Below are 15963 nucleotides of genomic sequence, written 5' to 3' on the forward strand. Positions count from 1 at the left end.
CTAATCGGTCGAGGACTTAACCACGATTGAAGATTCAAAAAAGCAAGCGCGGAATGGCTTTGGTCGGCCGTTACGACGTGTTATGGATTCAGTTTTGAGGGAACGCGGTTCCCCCAATTAAATAGATGTGCGGTGGCGATGGCGAGAAGGCCACACCTGTTCCCATCCCGAACACAGAAGTTAAGCTTCTTAGCGCCGATTGTAGTGAAGGGTTTCCCTTTGTGAGAGTAGGACGCTGCCGCGCAAAAATAAAACACCTTGGATTATTTATTATTCTGAGGTGTTTTTTTGTGTTGCGACACTATCATCTATAACCCTCTAAAATTTTTCAACAAAAAAATTGTTTTTGCGATTTTTTGCTTATATATATATGAGCACACAAAATGGGAGGGTTACGATATGAATAAAATACAAAAATCCTTGATCAGGGAATCACTGTACCACCGAATAGATTTGACGAAGGAAAATTTGGTCTATTTCCAAATGTCACGCCCAGACATGGTAAAAGAAATGAGTTTTCCGACTTATGATTTCAATGAACTCAAGCCAGGTGTTATTTGCCAGGAGTGTCATTCTTTCAGTACGTATGTGCAGGCACAAACCACCTTTTGTCGGTGTTGTGGGGAAATCGAAGATGCGGAAGAAACAATCAAGAGACACAGCGAAGAGTTTCAAATGCTCTTTCCAGACATACCTGTTACGACTTCACGAATCCATAATTGGTGCGATGGACTTTATTCAAAACAAAGAATTTATCGGGTATTGCGGAAAAATTATCATACCATCGGAAGGACGAAAGCAGCGCAATACGAATGAGTTGTTGTATAATGAACGAAAAGGGAGGACGAGAAAATGAATGGAGAATTAATTTTGATTCGCCACGGAAAAGCAGGCAGTGCTGAACCGGGCAAAGACGACTTTTATCGCCCTTTGACACAAAAAGGGAAAGATGAATTTACGACATTTATGAAAACGGTTAAACCGGAGTTGGGTACAAACGAAATTGAAGTGTGGACGAGTCCGTTGCTACGTGCGAAACAAACGGCTGACATTTTTATCGCTAAAATGGGAATCTCAACTTATGAGGAAAAGGAATTCCTGGCAAATGGCGATTTAAAAACATGCCTCAAAGAGTTGGAAGCAAAACAGAATTTTTGTGTTGCCTGTGTGGGACACGAGCCATACATGAGTATGTGGGTACGGGAGCTAACCGGGATGGAAACACCATTTCCTAAAGGTGCAGTGATGGTCATTAAATTCGATGGCGAAAAAATTGCGATGGACATGAAATTGTCGCCAAAAGGGTGAGTGCGATGAAAGAAATATTGTTGGCGCGTTTAGAGAAGATTCGGCGGGCTTACGGGGATTTCAAGCAAAACCCAACTGATCCGGAGACTACGCATCAATTGCGGGTGAACATCCGAAAATTACGTGGCTTATTGAATTTCATGAAGCCAGTACTGGCAGAAAATGAGTATACTGCAGTTAATCAGGTGTTGCGTGAGACAGGACAGATTTATGGTGACTTGCGGGAACTGGACGTATTGATGGCCCTGTGCCTTGAGATTGTGGCGGAACAACCGGAATTAAAAGCGGCTTCGCAAGAACTCTTTGCGTTTCTCCAAAAGGAACGACGGAAAGAAATGGCCCAAATCTTGAAACAAGACATCCGTTTGAACCTCAAGGCAGTCGAAAATACACTCAATCGCCTGCAGTTGCCCGATAAAAATTGGGATAAATTCGTTACGAAGCGCATCCAAAAGTTGGCTGAAGAACTTAAAGAGGATTACAAAGCTTTGGATAAATCAGACTACAAGAAAAGTCATAAAGTACGCATCAAGGCAAAGAAAGTGCGTTATGCCGCAGATGACTTCAATGTGATAGCTTCCAAGGATTTATCGGACCACATTGCTTACGCTGAGAAAGTCCAGGATAAACTAGGTAAAATAACGGATCAATACATCAATAAGCAAATGCTGAAGGATTATGGACATGAAGTGCGAAATGCGGATTTGAAAGAGTTGTTTGAAAAAATGCAGGAATATGTATAAAAAACGGGTCTGGGAAATAACTCCCGGACCCTTATCTATTTACGAATACTTCAACACAAACGTGCTCAAAAAGGCAGCCCCGACGCCACTGGAACGAATAATGCTCAGATGGTCTGCGACCATCCTGTGCTTATTCGTTCCAGTGGTTCGGGGCTAAACGCCTTTTTTCCCACTCTCATTTTTCGTATTTTAAGGTTTTTCGATGATTTCCATAAACTCATGACCTGTAATGGTCTCTTCAACCAATAAGTAGTGTGACAATTCGTGTAACTTCTCAAGGTTCTCACTAAGAATCATACCGGCTTTCTCGTGGGCCGAATTTATCAATTCAATTACTTCACGGTCAACGCGTTCCGCCGTTCCGGCCGAAACATTCATCGAGGTGTCACCACCCAAATATTGATTCGTTTGTGTTTCAATTTGCATCATGCCAAACGTATCGCTCATACCGTAACGTGTAATCATCGCGCGCGCAATTTTCGTCATCTGCTCAATATCATTGGAAGCACCGGTTGTTTGCCGACCGAAAATGATTTCCTCGGCAGCCCGACCACCAGCCAATGTCACCAATTTATTGTATAATTCTTCCTTGCTCATCAACGTCTTTTCGCCTTCTTCAATCTGCATGGTATAACCTAATGCACCCGAAGTCCGTGGAATAATCGTAATCTTATGCACCGGCGCGGAATCTGTTTGTTTAGCCGCCACCAGCGCGTGACCGATTTCGTGGTAAGAAACGATTTCTTTTTCTTTCGGGGAAATAACAGCATTTTTGCGTTGGTAGCCAGCGATGACGGTCTCTACGGACTCTTCTAAGTCACGCTGCGAAACGCGGTCACGTCCTTCACGAACGGCCCTTAACGCCCCTTCGTTGACGATGTTCGCCAACTCCGCTCCGGATGCCCCGCTGGTTGCGCGGGCAATCGTATTATAGTCGATATCAGGTTCCATCATGTAATTATCAGCGTGAACTTTCAAAATATCTTCACGGCCTCTTAAATCAGGTAATTCAACTGGTACGCGGCGGTCAAAACGCCCCGGACGTAAGAGGGCCGGGTTCAATGATTCCGGACGGTTCGTTGCTGCTAAAATAACGACGCCTTTATTGGCTTCAAACCCATCCATTTCCGCCAGCAATTGGTTCAATGTTTGTTCCCGTTCATCATTTCCGCCCATACCGCCCGCACCGTCACGTTTCTTGCCAATCGTATCAATCTCATCGATAAAGACAATGCAGGGGGCTTTCTCATTGGCTTGCTGGAACAAGTCGCGGACTTTAGCCGCTCCCCGTCCGACAAACATCTCTACAAATTCGGAACCGGATATACTGAAGAAGGGAACATCCGCTTCACCGGCAACAGCTTTAGCCAGCAATGTTTTACCTGTACCGGGAGGCCCGACCAAGAGGACACCTTGAGGATTTTTTGCTCCGATTTTTTTGTACTTTTCCGGTTGATGGAGATAATCGACGACTTCGGACAAGGCTTCTTTGGCTTCATCTTGACCCGCAACATCATCGAATGTTTTCGAGTCACCCGCTTTAACATAGACTTTAGCGTTGGACTTGCCAAAAGACATGGCGCCACCCGCGCCACCACCCATACGTTTTGCCATTTGACGCGAAAGCATGGAACCAATGCCCCAGAATATCAACAACGGAATACCGTAAGAAAGTAACAAGGAAACGATAGGAGAAGCTTCAGTAGGGATGTCGGTCGCGAAGACGACATCTTGCGCTTCCAAACGGTTGACCAAATCTGGATCGTTGACGATACCGGTAATATATACCTGGCGCTCATTTTTTTCATCTGCAGCAACATAAGTGATTTGATTATTTTCAATCTTTACTTCAGAAACGCTACCATCCTCCACTTGAGAAATAAAGGAGCTGTAAGGTACTTCCACGACGCTGCGGTTTGCGATGGAAGGGAATAAAAAGGCATTCCAGAATAATAAACCAACAATGACTAATAAAATATAGTAGATCAGTGGTTTACGATTATCCGTGTTGAAATTAAATTTATTTTTTTCGGGCATAATGTGCATCTTCCTTTCTGTTCGTTTGTGCTATTATTTTTTGTAAAGCGTGTAGGCCAGTGGTCAAATCTTGAATGGTTTCTTCACCGACTGCTTCAAATTGGTGCGCGAGCCTTTGTTGAAAGCGGGAGATTACAGCGGAACCATGTTCTGTTAATATTAGACTGATGTAGCGTTCGTCATCCTTGCGACGTTTGCGGATGATAAATCCTCTTACTTCCAACTTTTTACATAGTGTAGAAGCATTCCCGTCGTTCATATCCATCAACTCAGCTAATGCACGGAGTGAGAGGCCGTTCGCTTGAGAAATGTAAACGAGTGTCTGGAATTGGCGTGAAGTCATATTGAATTCCCGCGCAATGGGTTCAGTAAGCCATTTTTTTGAATTTTGGATAGATGCCAGCAGTTGCCACATCTCGCTTAAAATGTCATTTCCTGTCATGTCACCACTTCTTTATCATTAAATTAGTTGTAAACTACAATCATTGTAAAAGACATATTTGAAGAAATAATGAATTTTGCTTGAATTAATCCCAGGAGGAAGATAATGAATCACATCTTAATTAAATCACCTATTGGTCTCTATGTTATTAGTGCGAGCGAGAAAGGTATTACCCGGCTCGATCGATTAGCGGCAGATGAACCCATTCCCAAAACCAAAGAAACACCTTTATTGCTTGAGGCAAAAAAACAGCTTGAGGAATATTTTAACGGTGTACGGAAAGACTTTGACCTACCACTCGATACAAAAGGAACACCTTTCCAGGAAGCGGTCTGGCAAGCGTTGCGGACGATACCTTACGGAAAAACAGCCTCCTATAAAGACATCGCAGTTGCCATAGGAAACCCCAAAGCGGTTCGGGCAGTGGGTGGGGCAAACAATCGTAATCCCATATCCATCATTACACCATGCCACCGCGTCATTGGTATTACCGGTAAACTGGTCGGATATGGTGGGGGGATGGATGCCAAAGAGTATTTATTGAGAATGGAATTAGAAAATAGCTAAAGGATAAAAAAAGGGCCGCCGTCTTTAGACAGCAGCCCTTTTTGTGTGAGGTAACAAAAATCAACGATTTTTATTACGTTATCTATTATAACGAAAATATCAGTAAGAACCAAATTGTTTTTCAAGTTTTCTTTGCAGAACTTCATAACCGGAACAAATCCCCCAATAAATGAGCGCCACCATAATATACATGGTCATATAATCATTTTCCCGTCCACCAACTATTTTGGCATTTTGGAAAATATCCGGAACCGTGATCATAGCTGCCAATGAGGAACTTTTCACTAAATCAAGGATTACGTTAGAAAGAGGCGGAACCGCAATACGTAAAGCTTGGGGAACAATTATCCGCCACAATACTTTTTGGCGCGGCAAACCAAGTGACATGCCCGCTTCCCATTGCCCATGGTTGATGGCATTCAAGGCTGAACGGATGATTTCCGCGATATAGGCTGCAGAACTCAAAGTGAATCCCAGAATCGCAGCCGGCACCGCATCGAAATAAACCCCGATGAAAGGAAAACCAAAATAAAGCAAGAACAGCAATACCAATGTCGGTGTTCCTCTCATGAAGGAAATGTAAATGGCTGCAAATTTATTCAGAAGTGTGACTTGCGAAATGCGCATCAAGGACAGAATAAACCCCCAAATTAAACCAAGCGCGAACCCTACTGCGGAAATCAATAACGTATAGCCAATCCCAGACAAAACGTAACCAAAATTTTCAATCGCTAACTCAATATTGAAAATATATTCCCATTTTATATCTGAAACATTCATTTATTAGTCCTCAGGTTCAAATACTGGTAATTCATCCACGTTCTCTAAAGGAACCGTTACGTCTTCGCCGCCGAAGAATTCTTCAGATAATTCACGCAATACGCCTTCTTCGCGCAATTCAGCCAAAGCTTCATCGATTTTAACTTTTACAGAATCATCTTCATTGTTCAAGACGATGGCTTGTTCAGATGGATTGTATTTCAAATCATGCATTTTAACACCTAAGTCCGCAAAAAATTGAACCGCGGTATTAGAGATATAGTAATCGTTTGGAATAAAGTCTGTACGGCCGCTGGCAACATCACGGAAAAATACGTCGTTAGTAGCATTGTCATATGTAACAGGTTCAGCGCCTAAAGAACGTGCGATTCCCATGTAAGTTGTCGTGGCACCACCAGCAGCTTTTTTACCATCCCAATCTTCGAAAGATTCAATACCTGAGTTGTCGCTTGCCCGAACAACCAAACCGCCAAATGAATATTTATAAGGTTCAGAGAATAGATAGTCTTCTTTACGAGCATCAGTAATATCAAAACCGTTTGCTGCCAAGTCCGCTTGTCCGCTTTGAACGGCTGTCAAGATACCATCGACACCCATCTCCATAAATTCAACTTCTAATTCTAGTTTATCAGCAATTGCCTTCACGATTTCTACTTCATACCCTGTTAATTCATTATCATCACCGTGGAAAGAACTTGGGAAAAGGGTTCCAGAAGTTGCAACAGTTAATTTTCCTTTTTCTTCAATCGCGTCCCACGCTGTTTCTTCGCTACTTTCGCCTGTGTTACCTCCGCAAGCTGTTAGTACTAATGCAGATAAAGCCGTTACCAAACCAAATTTCATTTTCAATCCTGTTCGCTCCCTTATGCTGTATTTACTTATTAAAGTATCATTGATTCAAATAAAATGCAACAGTTTGGAAAGCTGTTTCATTTGTGAAAATAGTAATTTAACACAGTGTTGTGAAACAGAAAACCCCTGTGTACGAAACACAGAGGGTTTGGATTATCCTTCGTAAACACCACGGACATTTTGCGCATCAACACTGAATAAAATACCGGTATCTTTATCGTTGAAATTAATTTTTTTGGTTAATTCACTTTCAATGGTGTTAGCGAGATGTTTGCCAACCAAGTTGATGACGATCTCTTTTTCGGAATTAATTTCAATTCCGAAAACTTGCGTCACCGTTTCTGCAAAGGCGCCATACGCAGGAATAACCGTTCCACCTGCGCCACCAGCTTCACGAACGGCCTCGATTACTTTATCCCCATCACCCTCAGGCACAATCGAAACGAACATTTCATGGGTTGCACTAGGTGCGGGATCCGTTTCATGTAAATCGCTGCTTTGGGCGTGCGTGCCAACAACCGTTGAAAGGGGAGTTGAAAAGATTATTCCCCGGTTGGGTTCCTCCAAATGGAAGGTTTCTTTAATGTGATTAATGGTTAATACGGTATGTTCACGTCTGCTGACCATTAACAGAACTTCCTTACGGATTTCGGAAAGCCCCAGTTTTCGTAATAAACCACTGTTCACTGTACCGTGGGCAATGGAAATCGTTCCACCGGTAATACCGATTTTTTTGGCTTCCGCCAAGACACGGCTCGCTTTTCCGATATTAACGATAACAAATATTAAGTCGTAGTATGATGTGTTTGTCATGTTAGACACCTTCTTTTCTGGAACGTTGTTGGTAAATCGCTCCTAGTAATTGTAACGAAAGAATAGGCATCATGGCAACCATTGCTATCATTCCGAAACCATCTAAAAGAACGTTGGAGTGAGGAGTGATTTCCGCAACTCCTTGAATAAAGGCCAGAATAAACGTTGCAGTCATCGGACCGGATGCAACCCCACCAGCATCGAATGCCATTCCGACAAATAAGTTCGGGACGCGGAATGCCAAGGCGATTGCGATAATGTAACCAGGAACCAAATAGTGCCAAAGTAAAATACTTGGGATTAGCACCCTGACGACGGACAGGAGAACGGCCAATCCCACTCCGACAGAAAGGAAGACAAGTACAATCCCACGTCTGACTGAACCGTTCGTCACGTTCTCGATTTGGTGCGTTAAGACATAAACGGCTGGCTCTGCTAGAATAACCACAAGGCCCAACAATAAACCAATAAATAAAACCGGCAATTTACTGTCCATACCGGCAATCATCATACCTAGCTGGCGACCCACATTCAAGAAACCAGCATTCACACCAGTCAAAAACAAAACCAAGCCTGCATATAAATATACTAAACCGAGCATAGATTTTTTTAATTCACTGACTGCCATCTTGCGTTTGGCGATAAAAAAATTATAAATGATAAAAATTAGAAAAATAGGGGCGATAGATAAAATGGTTTCGAAGGCCATATGAGGCAAGGAATCGACGAAAGGTGTCAACCAAGAAGAGTAAGCATCCGCATCAACGGATAATGTTCCCGTAATCCCACTGTCTCCTGTAAATAAACCCAGGATCAAGACCCCTAAAATCGCACCACTGGAAGCAACCCCAACAAGTCCAAAACTGTCGATTTCCGCCGATTTGGAATCGTGATTGAGAGAGGCAACCCCCATGGCTAACGCCAACATGAAGGGGACGGTTAAAGCGCCTGTTGTGGAACCGGAGGCATCAAAAGCAATGGCGAACAAATCATTAGAGCTGAAAATCGAAATACTGAAAATCAATGCATAGATAATAGCAAACACGTTCCGCAAAGGATACCGGTAGACAATTCTGAATAATCCCGCCGTCATCATCACGGCAATCCCGATTGAAACGACTACCAGCAAAACAGTGCTCGGGATGGCGCCTCCCGTGACTTCGCTTACTTGATTTGCTAAAATGATTAAATCAGGTTCGGCAATAGAGATAAAAAACCCAAGAATCAATCCCATCACCATAACAAATTTCAAACTGTTGCTTCGGGCGATTTCTTTTCCCAAGTAATTTCCAATCGGGGTAATCCCGATGTCAACGCCAAACAAGAAGATGGCTAACCCCACAATAATCAAACTGGCACCAAATAAAAAACGGGGAAACTCTATCCCCGGCAACGGGGCGATGGTAAAATGAAGAATAACAACGAGAATCGTAATCGGTAAAACCGATTGCAAAACTTCTTTCAGTTTATCGGTAAATACTTCCATATCATAGCTCCTCTCATAAAATGTTATGATATTAAACGAAATTTTTAGATAGTGAAATTATACCATAATTTCGTACCATCACGAAGGAGGAATAACATTATGAAGACCAAAAATAAATTATTGAATCCAGCCTTGATTATGGCAAGCGCTGCAGCTTATTTATATGTCCAAAATACACAATTTCAATTAACTCGTTACAGTGTAGCGGTCAGAAATCTGGCTCCTGAGAATGAAGGGTTGAAAATTGCTCACTTATCCGATTTGCATTTTCCTTATACCAAAATTAATTTGGATAAATTAATCAAAACCTTGACCAAAGAACAACCCGATTTGATTTTCCTGAGTGGGGATCAAATGGATGCGGCTGAACCGGAGCGGACCAAAGAAGCGCATGAATTCTTGAAAAGGTTGCCTGCGATTGCGCCCACTTATGCCATCGAAGGAAACCATGACAAACAAGTGCCCAATCATGCAGCTATTTATGAAGGAACCGGCGTCGCTTATTTAGAAAACACGGCTTACTCAGTGATGCTTGAAGGGCGCAAACCTGTTGTTGTGATGGGCGTTTCGGAACCTTCCAAAATCGCAAAAGTCCAAAAGGGTTTGTTGGGGAAAATAAATGTTCGTCCTGATTGGAGCGGGCAAACCCGTTTGTTATTAGCTCACCGCCCCGAATTATTTGAAAAGTATCATGTTGATTTGAGTAAAGCGCCAGATGTCGTCTTTTCCGGACATGCTCATGGTGGGCAAGTAAGAATTCCGGGAGTAGGCGGTCTTTACGCACCTGGGCAAGGTCGATTGCCGAAACATACCGCAGGAGTCTGGTCATTAGCTACCGATATTGATAAAAAATTGGTCATCAGCCGTGGATTGGGCCCATCGCATTTCCCATTCCGTATCAACAATCGACCGGAATTGGTGATGGTAACCTTGCAGAATAATTTATAGAGTAGTTCTTTTTCCAAAATGCGACGTTCATAAAAAAATATTTCCTGAACGCCGCATTTTTCGTAAAAGTGCGGCGTTCAGCGTTCCAAATAAATTTAATCGCCGCATTTTAGCCAAAAAAGCGGCGATGAGTGCGAACCGATCCGCTAAACGCCGCACCACTGCGAGGCAAACGCTTTCTTTATTTTTGAAACAAGGTTAAAATGGAGAAAACGATTGAAAGGGTGAAGCAAATGGTCCAGCTACATACAATGGAGCGTCTACCTTTGAATGATGGGTATACAATTCCGATTATTGGCTTTGGCACTTCAGGCATTTCTGATCGCGACGCAGAGGAAACCATCTTTAAAGCAATTATGAGGGGATACCGGCTTATTGATACGGCAAAAGCTTACAACAATGAGGAAGGCGTTGGCCGCGGCATCCAAAAAGCAATTAATGCCGGCATCCCACGTGGTGAAATATTCGTAGTCTCCAAAGTCTGGAAAACCGACATGGGATTTGATAAGACGATTCAGGCTTTCGAGGGCACCTATGAACGGTTGGGACTTGATTACATTGACCTTTATATCATTCACTGGCCAAGCCCAGAAGACGGACTCAACCTGGAAACTTGGCGTGCGCTGGAAGAAATCCAGGCGTCCGGTCGTGTGAACAGCATTGGTGTATCCAATTTTAACCGCGGGGAACTAGCGGAAATTATCAAAGAAGGAAAAGTGCGTCCGGCCATCAATCAAATCCCGGTCAATCCCGATAACATGAATGCCGACCTCGACGAATTTAATGATAAAAATAATATTGTCACCATGGGCTACAGCCCGCTCGGAGCAGGAAAAGTCAATTCGGATAAAAAACTATCGGCTATCGGAAATAAATACGAAAAAACCCCGGCTCAAGTTGCGCTCAGATGGTGCATCGAACGCGGTGTGGTGCCCATTCCGAAAACGAGTCATGATGAGCGCATGGTGGAAAATCTGGATATTTTCGACTTCGCTTTAACCGACGAGGATATCGATACCATCAACAATATCGACAGGAAAACGAATGCCCGTAAATCGAATGACAATAATCAAAATAAACGCCACGGTTCACGTCGCTAATCAAATTAAATAAACGGCCACCGCACTTTCACTGAAAGTGCGGTTTTTCATAAAACGCTATGGTATCGAAAGCGCCTAAAGTATAGTAAAATAGAATCACTACCAGTTTGAATGGAGGAGTTCGATGTTAGCAGTAGGTTTTATTGGAACAAGTATGATTGCCCATGAATTCGCCAAGGCACTATCAATGTTGAACGCGTATAAGGTAAAAGCTGTGTATAGTCGCACATTGTTCAAAGCGGAAAGCTTCGGAAAAGCGTATGGTGCGGATTTATTTTTTGATGATCTGGAACAGATGATGGCGAGTCCTGAGTTGGACGTGATTTATATCGCATCGCCGAACAGTTTGCATTTTGAACAGGCGATGTTGGCAATAGCCAACAAGAAGCATGTGATCGTAGAAAAACCAGCGTTTTCAAATGTGAAAGAATGGGATGCAGCCCACGCAGCAGCGGACGAGCACGGAGTGAAATTGTTCGAGGCGGCGCGTCACTTACATGATCCGAATTTCCAAATCATCAAAGATGAAATTGCCAAATTAGACAGTATCGACAATGCGATTCTATATTATGGGAAATATTCCAGCCGCTACGACCAGGTGCTGGCCGGTGAGGAACCAAATATTTTCTCGACGAAATTTTCCGGTGGTGCACTGATGGACCTGGGGGTATATACCCTCTATGCTGCCTTAGCATGGTTCGGTGAACCTGATTCCGCAGAGTACGTGGCTCGGAAAATTCAAACCGGCGTCGATGGCTCCGGAACGATTCTGTTCCACTATCCGTATTTCGACGTTACCATGCATATTTCCAAAAACTACAACCTACATGCACCATCCGAAATTCATAGCGGCAAAAAGACCTTGATTCTGGATGAACTGACTGGTACGACCTCCATCGAACGCGAGGATTCCGGCACCCGGATGACCGTTGATTTGGCAGTTGAACCGGCCGAGCATTTGATGCTGGACGAAGCACGTGCATTCCAGCAAGAAATTGAGAATCCTTCTGACAAATACGAAGAATGGCGTCGTCTCAGTCGCCAAGTTGCTTACTGGTCAGAAAAAATACGTAAACAAGCGGGCATTCACTTTGCCGCAGACGAATGAAAGAGGAAATAAATTATGATGATTGAAAAAATGAACCCCAGCTTCCAACGATACTGGCGGTCCATGCGCTTCCAGCTACCAACGCCGATCCAAGAGCGTTCTTTTGAACCCCTTTTGGCTGGTGAGGACATTATCGGTCTCTCACCGACCGGCACTGGTAAAACGTTAGCGTACGCCTTACCGCTTTTGGAAAAAGTAAAACAAAACAATGAACTGCAATTGGTGGTTCTGACGCCATCACAGGAACTTGGTGTCCAAGTAGGACGCGTTCTTGAAGAGTGGGGCTCATTACGTGATATTAACGTGCAAACGTTAATTGGGGGAGCCAGCGTTAAACGCCAAATCGAAAATTTGAAGCTGAAACCAGAAGTAGTTGTGGGAACACCCGGGCGAATGCTGGAATTAGCGAACCAACGTAAACTAAAATTACATTCGGTCAAGACGGTTGTTTTGGATGAGGCTGACTATTTGCTGCAATCAGAACATATGGATAACTTACGCGAGTTTATCAAAAAAATGCCAGGTCAAAGACAAATGGCCTTCTACTCGGCAACAGATAGCGAAAATTTGCGGGAAGTGTCCCGTTGGTTCAATACGCAACCAACCATCATTGACACCGCTGAAGCGAGCATGGATCAGACGGAGCATGGCTATGTCTTGACCGACAACCGTAGACGTGCTGAAATGTTACGCCGTTTGGGGAACATAAAAGGTATGCAAGCTCTTGTTTTTGTTAACTCCGTGCAAGAATTGGATTATCTAGCTGAGAAAATGAAATACGAAAATGTTGATGTGCGCATGCTCCATAGTGAATATGGCACAAGTCAGCGCAAGAGTGCATTGGAAGCTTTCCGCAAAGGGGAGACGGTCTTCTTGTTGACGACGGATGTTTCCGCGCGAGGAATTGACATTATCGATTTGCCATATGTCATTAACTACGATTTACCACTTTCCCAAGAAGTGTACCAACACCGTTCCGGTCGTACGGGGCGAATGGGTAAAGAAGGTCATGTCTTGTCACTTGTCAACGAACGTGGTATTCGCGATTTGAAGAAAATCGCACCACGTATGGATACGTTACAAGAATGGTTTATCTTTAAAGGGAATTTGGTGAATGAACGGCCAGAAACTGTTCCGGATCCAGTAAAACCGACACCCAAAAAAGAGCGTGCTGCACGAGCGGAAGTGAAACGTGCAGCTACTCCTGCAGCTCCAGCGCTTAAAAAGGCGAAAAGGAAAAATCGTACCCGTGCGCAGAAAAATAAAGGCGCACGCCGTTCGAAATCAGAAGAATAATATTTACTTGCGACTCCTATTCGGGGTCGCTTTTTTTCGATTAAAGCCGTATACTAAAATTATTAGTAAACACTTTACCGAAATGAGGGATGAAAGTGGCGACCTTAAAAGATATAGCCGAACTGGCCAAAGTTTCAACGGCAACTGTCTCCCGGGTTTTAAATGGAGATGAAACATTGTCAGTAGGGGATGACACCCGCCAAAAAATTTGGGAAATAGCTGAAACGCTGCAATACAAGAAAGCAGCCCGAAAACTTCCCCACCGTAAAATTTTAGTGATTCAATGGTACAGCCAGCAAGAAGAGCTTGACGACATTTATTACCAATCCATCCGCCTATCCATGGAAGAACATGCCAAGGAAAAGAATTTGGCAATTGCGACTGCCTTTCAGGAAATTCCTGATGAGTTGGAAGAGGACATTGTGGGAATTTGTGCAATCGGAAAATTCAGTGACCGGCAAGTCAGCCGATTAAAAGCCTTCGAAAAGGCACTGGTTTTTATTGATTCCGACCAAATGGCGAATGAAGCTGACAGTGTAACGGTCGATTTCAGATATGCGATTCAGTTGGTATTGAACGAAATTGAGCAGCATGAAAGCATTGGATTCTTGGGCGGAAAAGAACACACGCAGGACCATACGCAAGAACTCGATGACCCACGTGACACTTTATTCCGGATTGCTTTAATGAGAGCAGGCAAGTTTAACGATGCTTATTTCTATAGCGGTAGTTTTTCCACAGATTCCGGTCAAACTATGATGAACCAAGCGATTGCCGATCACGGGGACGATTTGCCCACAGTATTTTTCTGTGCAAATGATTCCATTGCGATAGGAGCGATGCGTAGTTTGCTAGACGCCAACATTGCGGTACCGGATCGGGTGAGTCTGATCGGATTCAACGACAGTAATGTTGCCCGCTATGTTTATCCAGCCTTATCCACCATCCAGGTTGATACCGACGCACTTGGCAGCATTGGTTTGAACTTATTGGTGGACCGGATGGAAGGAAATAACGGCGTCGTCCAGAAAATTTCGATTGCGACTAAGTATATCGAAAGACAGTCTACCAGGAAATAATAAAATAGAACTTCCAACTATCTGGAAGTTCTATTTCATCGTGTAATCCTTGTTAATTAAACAAAATATTTATACTACACCTTCTTCATATCTATATTTTTTAGAATCCAACAAATAATAAAACCATTTGGCCAAATTTCAACAGGCGAAATGGTTTAATTAATGTTTTTTGAACCATTTGATGTTCATTAAGAACCCAAAATGGTTTAATTATCCACAAAACTTATCAACAACAGCCGCCATTGCTTTCGCGGAGAGTAACAAGCTATCTTCGTTGATATCGAATTTTGGATGGTGGTGTGGGAACCATTCACCATTTGCCGGCATTGCACCCACATAAAAGAATGTACCAGGTACTTCTTTCAAGTAGTAGGCAAAGTCTTCAGATGGTGGTTGTGGAGCTGTCTCTTCAACGTCTGCAATCTCAGCCGCTTCCAAAGCTTCTTGCACCCAACCCGTTACTTCAGGATCATTGTACAACACGGGATAATCGTTCTTGTATTCCAACTCAGTTGTTACCTTGAATGAAGCTTCCAAGCCATCCGCGAACTGGCGCACTTGTTCTTCGACAATCGCGCGACTTTCATCCGACATGGATCGTACGTCACCTTCCAGAACCACTGAATCCTTGATAATATTGAACGTTCCTTTACCGTCAAATGAACCAATCGTCACAACAGCCGTATCGAACGGGTTAATATGACGACTCACGATTGTTTGCACGTTCATGACAAACGAGCTTGCTGCCACAATCGCATCATTAGCTGTATGAGGTGAGGAGCCGTGGCCACCTTTACCTTGAACCTTCAATTTGAAATAAGAACGACCGGTTTGCGTATTGCCGGCACGGTAATAGATTTTGCCTGTTTCAATATTTGACATCACATGAATGCCAAATACATAATCCACGCCATCAAGGACGCCAGCCTTGATCATACCCAAAGCACCACCTGGCGGTACTTCCTCAGCAGGTTGATGAATCACGCGAATCGTACCTTTCAACTGATCCTTCACTTCCGCCAAAGATTCCGCCAAAATCAGCATATATGCCGTATGCCCGTCATGACCGCACGCATGCATCACACCAGGGTTTTGCGAAACAAAAGGAACATCCGTTTCTTCGGTAATAGGCAGGGCATCAAAATCCGCACGAATCGCGATCGTTTTACCGGGCTGAGCACCTTTGATCGTTACGACAACGCCATTTTGACCCCCGAAATTTGTTTCCACCTTATCAACCGGCACATCCTTATAAAAATCAGCAATGTACTTCGCCGTCTCTTCTTCCTCAAACGACAATTCCGGATGCGCATGCAAATAACGACGCATCTCGATGATCCGTTCTTCCTTCTCATCAAGCTTTTGTTTTAAAATATCCAACAAACTCATACACTCAACTCCTTA

The 15963-nt window shown here is 43.6% G+C and carries 16 protein-coding genes and 1 rRNA gene; 10 read left to right on the forward strand and 7 right to left on the reverse strand.

Annotated elements, in window-relative coordinates; translation table 11 throughout:
* Positions 1-128 precede the first annotated feature (128 nt).
* The 4 genes from rrf to ACTVAI_RS06730 all read left to right on the forward strand — a co-directional run bounded on the left by rrf (position 129) and on the right by ACTVAI_RS06730 (position 2051).
* A 5S ribosomal RNA gene (gene rrf / locus ACTVAI_RS06715) occupies positions 129-244 on the forward strand.
* A gap of 155 nt (positions 245-399) precedes the next feature.
* Positions 400-816 (forward strand): hypothetical protein, encoded by a 417-nt coding sequence (locus ACTVAI_RS06720; RefSeq protein WP_443473141.1) that lies wholly within the window; start codon positions 400-402, stop codon positions 814-816.
* 36 nt (positions 817-852) lie between these two features.
* Positions 853-1308 carry a SixA phosphatase family protein gene (locus tag ACTVAI_RS06725; protein WP_443473142.1) on the forward strand — a complete coding sequence of 152 codons (456 nt, stop codon included), beginning with the start codon at positions 853-855 and terminating at the stop codon, positions 1306-1308.
* Positions 1309-1313: 5 nt separating this feature from the next.
* Entirely contained in the window at positions 1314-2051 is a 738-nt protein-coding gene (locus tag ACTVAI_RS06730; RefSeq protein WP_443473143.1) for a CHAD domain-containing protein, read from the forward strand.
* A 189-nt stretch (positions 2052-2240) separates the two neighbouring features.
* On the opposite strand, the gene ftsH is transcribed toward ACTVAI_RS06730, so the two are convergent.
* Both ftsH and ACTVAI_RS06740 read right to left on the reverse strand, forming a co-directional pair.
* The gene (gene ftsH / locus ACTVAI_RS06735; RefSeq protein WP_443486229.1) at positions 2241-4088 is read right to left on the reverse strand and encodes an ATP-dependent zinc metalloprotease FtsH; all 1848 of its coding nucleotides are present in this window, start codon (positions 4086-4088) and stop codon (positions 2241-2243) included.
* Positions 4072-4530 (reverse strand): MarR family winged helix-turn-helix transcriptional regulator, encoded by a 459-nt coding sequence (locus ACTVAI_RS06740; protein ID WP_443486230.1) that lies wholly within the window; start codon positions 4528-4530, stop codon positions 4072-4074. Before ACTVAI_RS06740 ends, ftsH begins: the two co-directional genes overlap by 17 nt.
* Positions 4531-4635: 105 nt before the next feature.
* On the opposite strand from ACTVAI_RS06740, the gene ACTVAI_RS06745 reads away from it, so the two are divergent.
* Positions 4636-5097 carry a methylated-DNA--[protein]-cysteine S-methyltransferase gene (locus tag ACTVAI_RS06745; RefSeq protein ID WP_443486231.1) on the forward strand — a complete coding sequence of 154 codons (462 nt, stop codon included), beginning with the start codon at positions 4636-4638 and terminating at the stop codon, positions 5095-5097.
* Positions 5098-5196: 99 nt separating this feature from the next.
* Here the strand turns inward: ACTVAI_RS06745 and ACTVAI_RS06750 are convergent, their stop codons facing one another.
* The 4 genes from ACTVAI_RS06750 to ACTVAI_RS06765 all read right to left on the reverse strand — a co-directional run bounded on the left by ACTVAI_RS06750 (position 5197) and on the right by ACTVAI_RS06765 (position 9028).
* Positions 5197-5877 carry an amino acid ABC transporter permease gene (locus ACTVAI_RS06750; protein WP_443486232.1) on the reverse strand — a complete coding sequence of 227 codons (681 nt, stop codon included), beginning with the start codon at positions 5875-5877 and terminating at the stop codon, positions 5197-5199.
* Positions 5878-5880: 3 nt separating this feature from the next.
* Positions 5881-6720: a transporter substrate-binding domain-containing protein gene (locus ACTVAI_RS06755; RefSeq protein WP_443473385.1), complete on the reverse strand. Its 840-nt coding sequence runs from the start codon at positions 6718-6720 to the stop codon at positions 5881-5883.
* A gap of 162 nt (positions 6721-6882) precedes the next feature.
* Positions 6883-7542, reverse strand: coding sequence for a P-II family nitrogen regulator (locus ACTVAI_RS06760; protein ID WP_443473148.1), 660 nt, complete (start codon positions 7540-7542; stop codon positions 6883-6885).
* Between the two features lies 1 nt (position 7543).
* Positions 7544-9028: a DUF1538 domain-containing protein gene (locus ACTVAI_RS06765; RefSeq protein ID WP_443486233.1), complete on the reverse strand. Its 1485-nt coding sequence runs from the start codon at positions 9026-9028 to the stop codon at positions 7544-7546.
* A gap of 99 nt (positions 9029-9127) precedes the next feature.
* Here ACTVAI_RS06765 and ACTVAI_RS06770 point away from each other — a divergent pair, with 99 nt between their 5' ends.
* From ACTVAI_RS06770 to ACTVAI_RS06790, 5 genes are all read left to right on the forward strand, one after another.
* Positions 9128-9976 carry a metallophosphoesterase gene (locus tag ACTVAI_RS06770; RefSeq protein WP_443473150.1) on the forward strand — a complete coding sequence of 283 codons (849 nt, stop codon included), beginning with the start codon at positions 9128-9130 and terminating at the stop codon, positions 9974-9976.
* A gap of 233 nt (positions 9977-10209) precedes the next feature.
* On the forward strand, positions 10210-11076 hold the full coding sequence (locus ACTVAI_RS06775) for an aldo/keto reductase (RefSeq protein ID WP_443473151.1): 867 nt from the start codon (positions 10210-10212) through the stop codon (positions 11074-11076).
* Between the two features lie 124 nt (positions 11077-11200).
* Positions 11201-12184, forward strand: coding sequence for a Gfo/Idh/MocA family protein (locus tag ACTVAI_RS06780; RefSeq protein ID WP_443486234.1), 984 nt, complete (start codon positions 11201-11203; stop codon positions 12182-12184).
* Between the two features lie 15 nt (positions 12185-12199).
* Positions 12200-13480 (forward strand): DEAD/DEAH box helicase, encoded by a 1281-nt coding sequence (locus tag ACTVAI_RS06785; RefSeq protein WP_443486235.1) that lies wholly within the window; start codon positions 12200-12202, stop codon positions 13478-13480.
* A 95-nt stretch (positions 13481-13575) separates the two neighbouring features.
* Positions 13576-14559 carry a LacI family DNA-binding transcriptional regulator gene (locus tag ACTVAI_RS06790; protein ID WP_443473154.1) on the forward strand — a complete coding sequence of 328 codons (984 nt, stop codon included), beginning with the start codon at positions 13576-13578 and terminating at the stop codon, positions 14557-14559.
* 210 nt (positions 14560-14769) lie between these two features.
* On the opposite strand, the gene ACTVAI_RS06795 is transcribed toward ACTVAI_RS06790, so the two are convergent.
* Positions 14770-15948: a M20 family metallopeptidase gene (locus tag ACTVAI_RS06795; RefSeq protein WP_443473155.1), complete on the reverse strand. Its 1179-nt coding sequence runs from the start codon at positions 15946-15948 to the stop codon at positions 14770-14772.
* Positions 15949-15963: the final 15 nt, after the last annotated feature.

The sequence above is a fragment of the Jeotgalibaca sp. A127 genome, from assembly GCF_052266745.1.
Classification (GTDB): domain Bacteria; phylum Bacillota; class Bacilli; order Lactobacillales; family Aerococcaceae; genus Jeotgalibaca.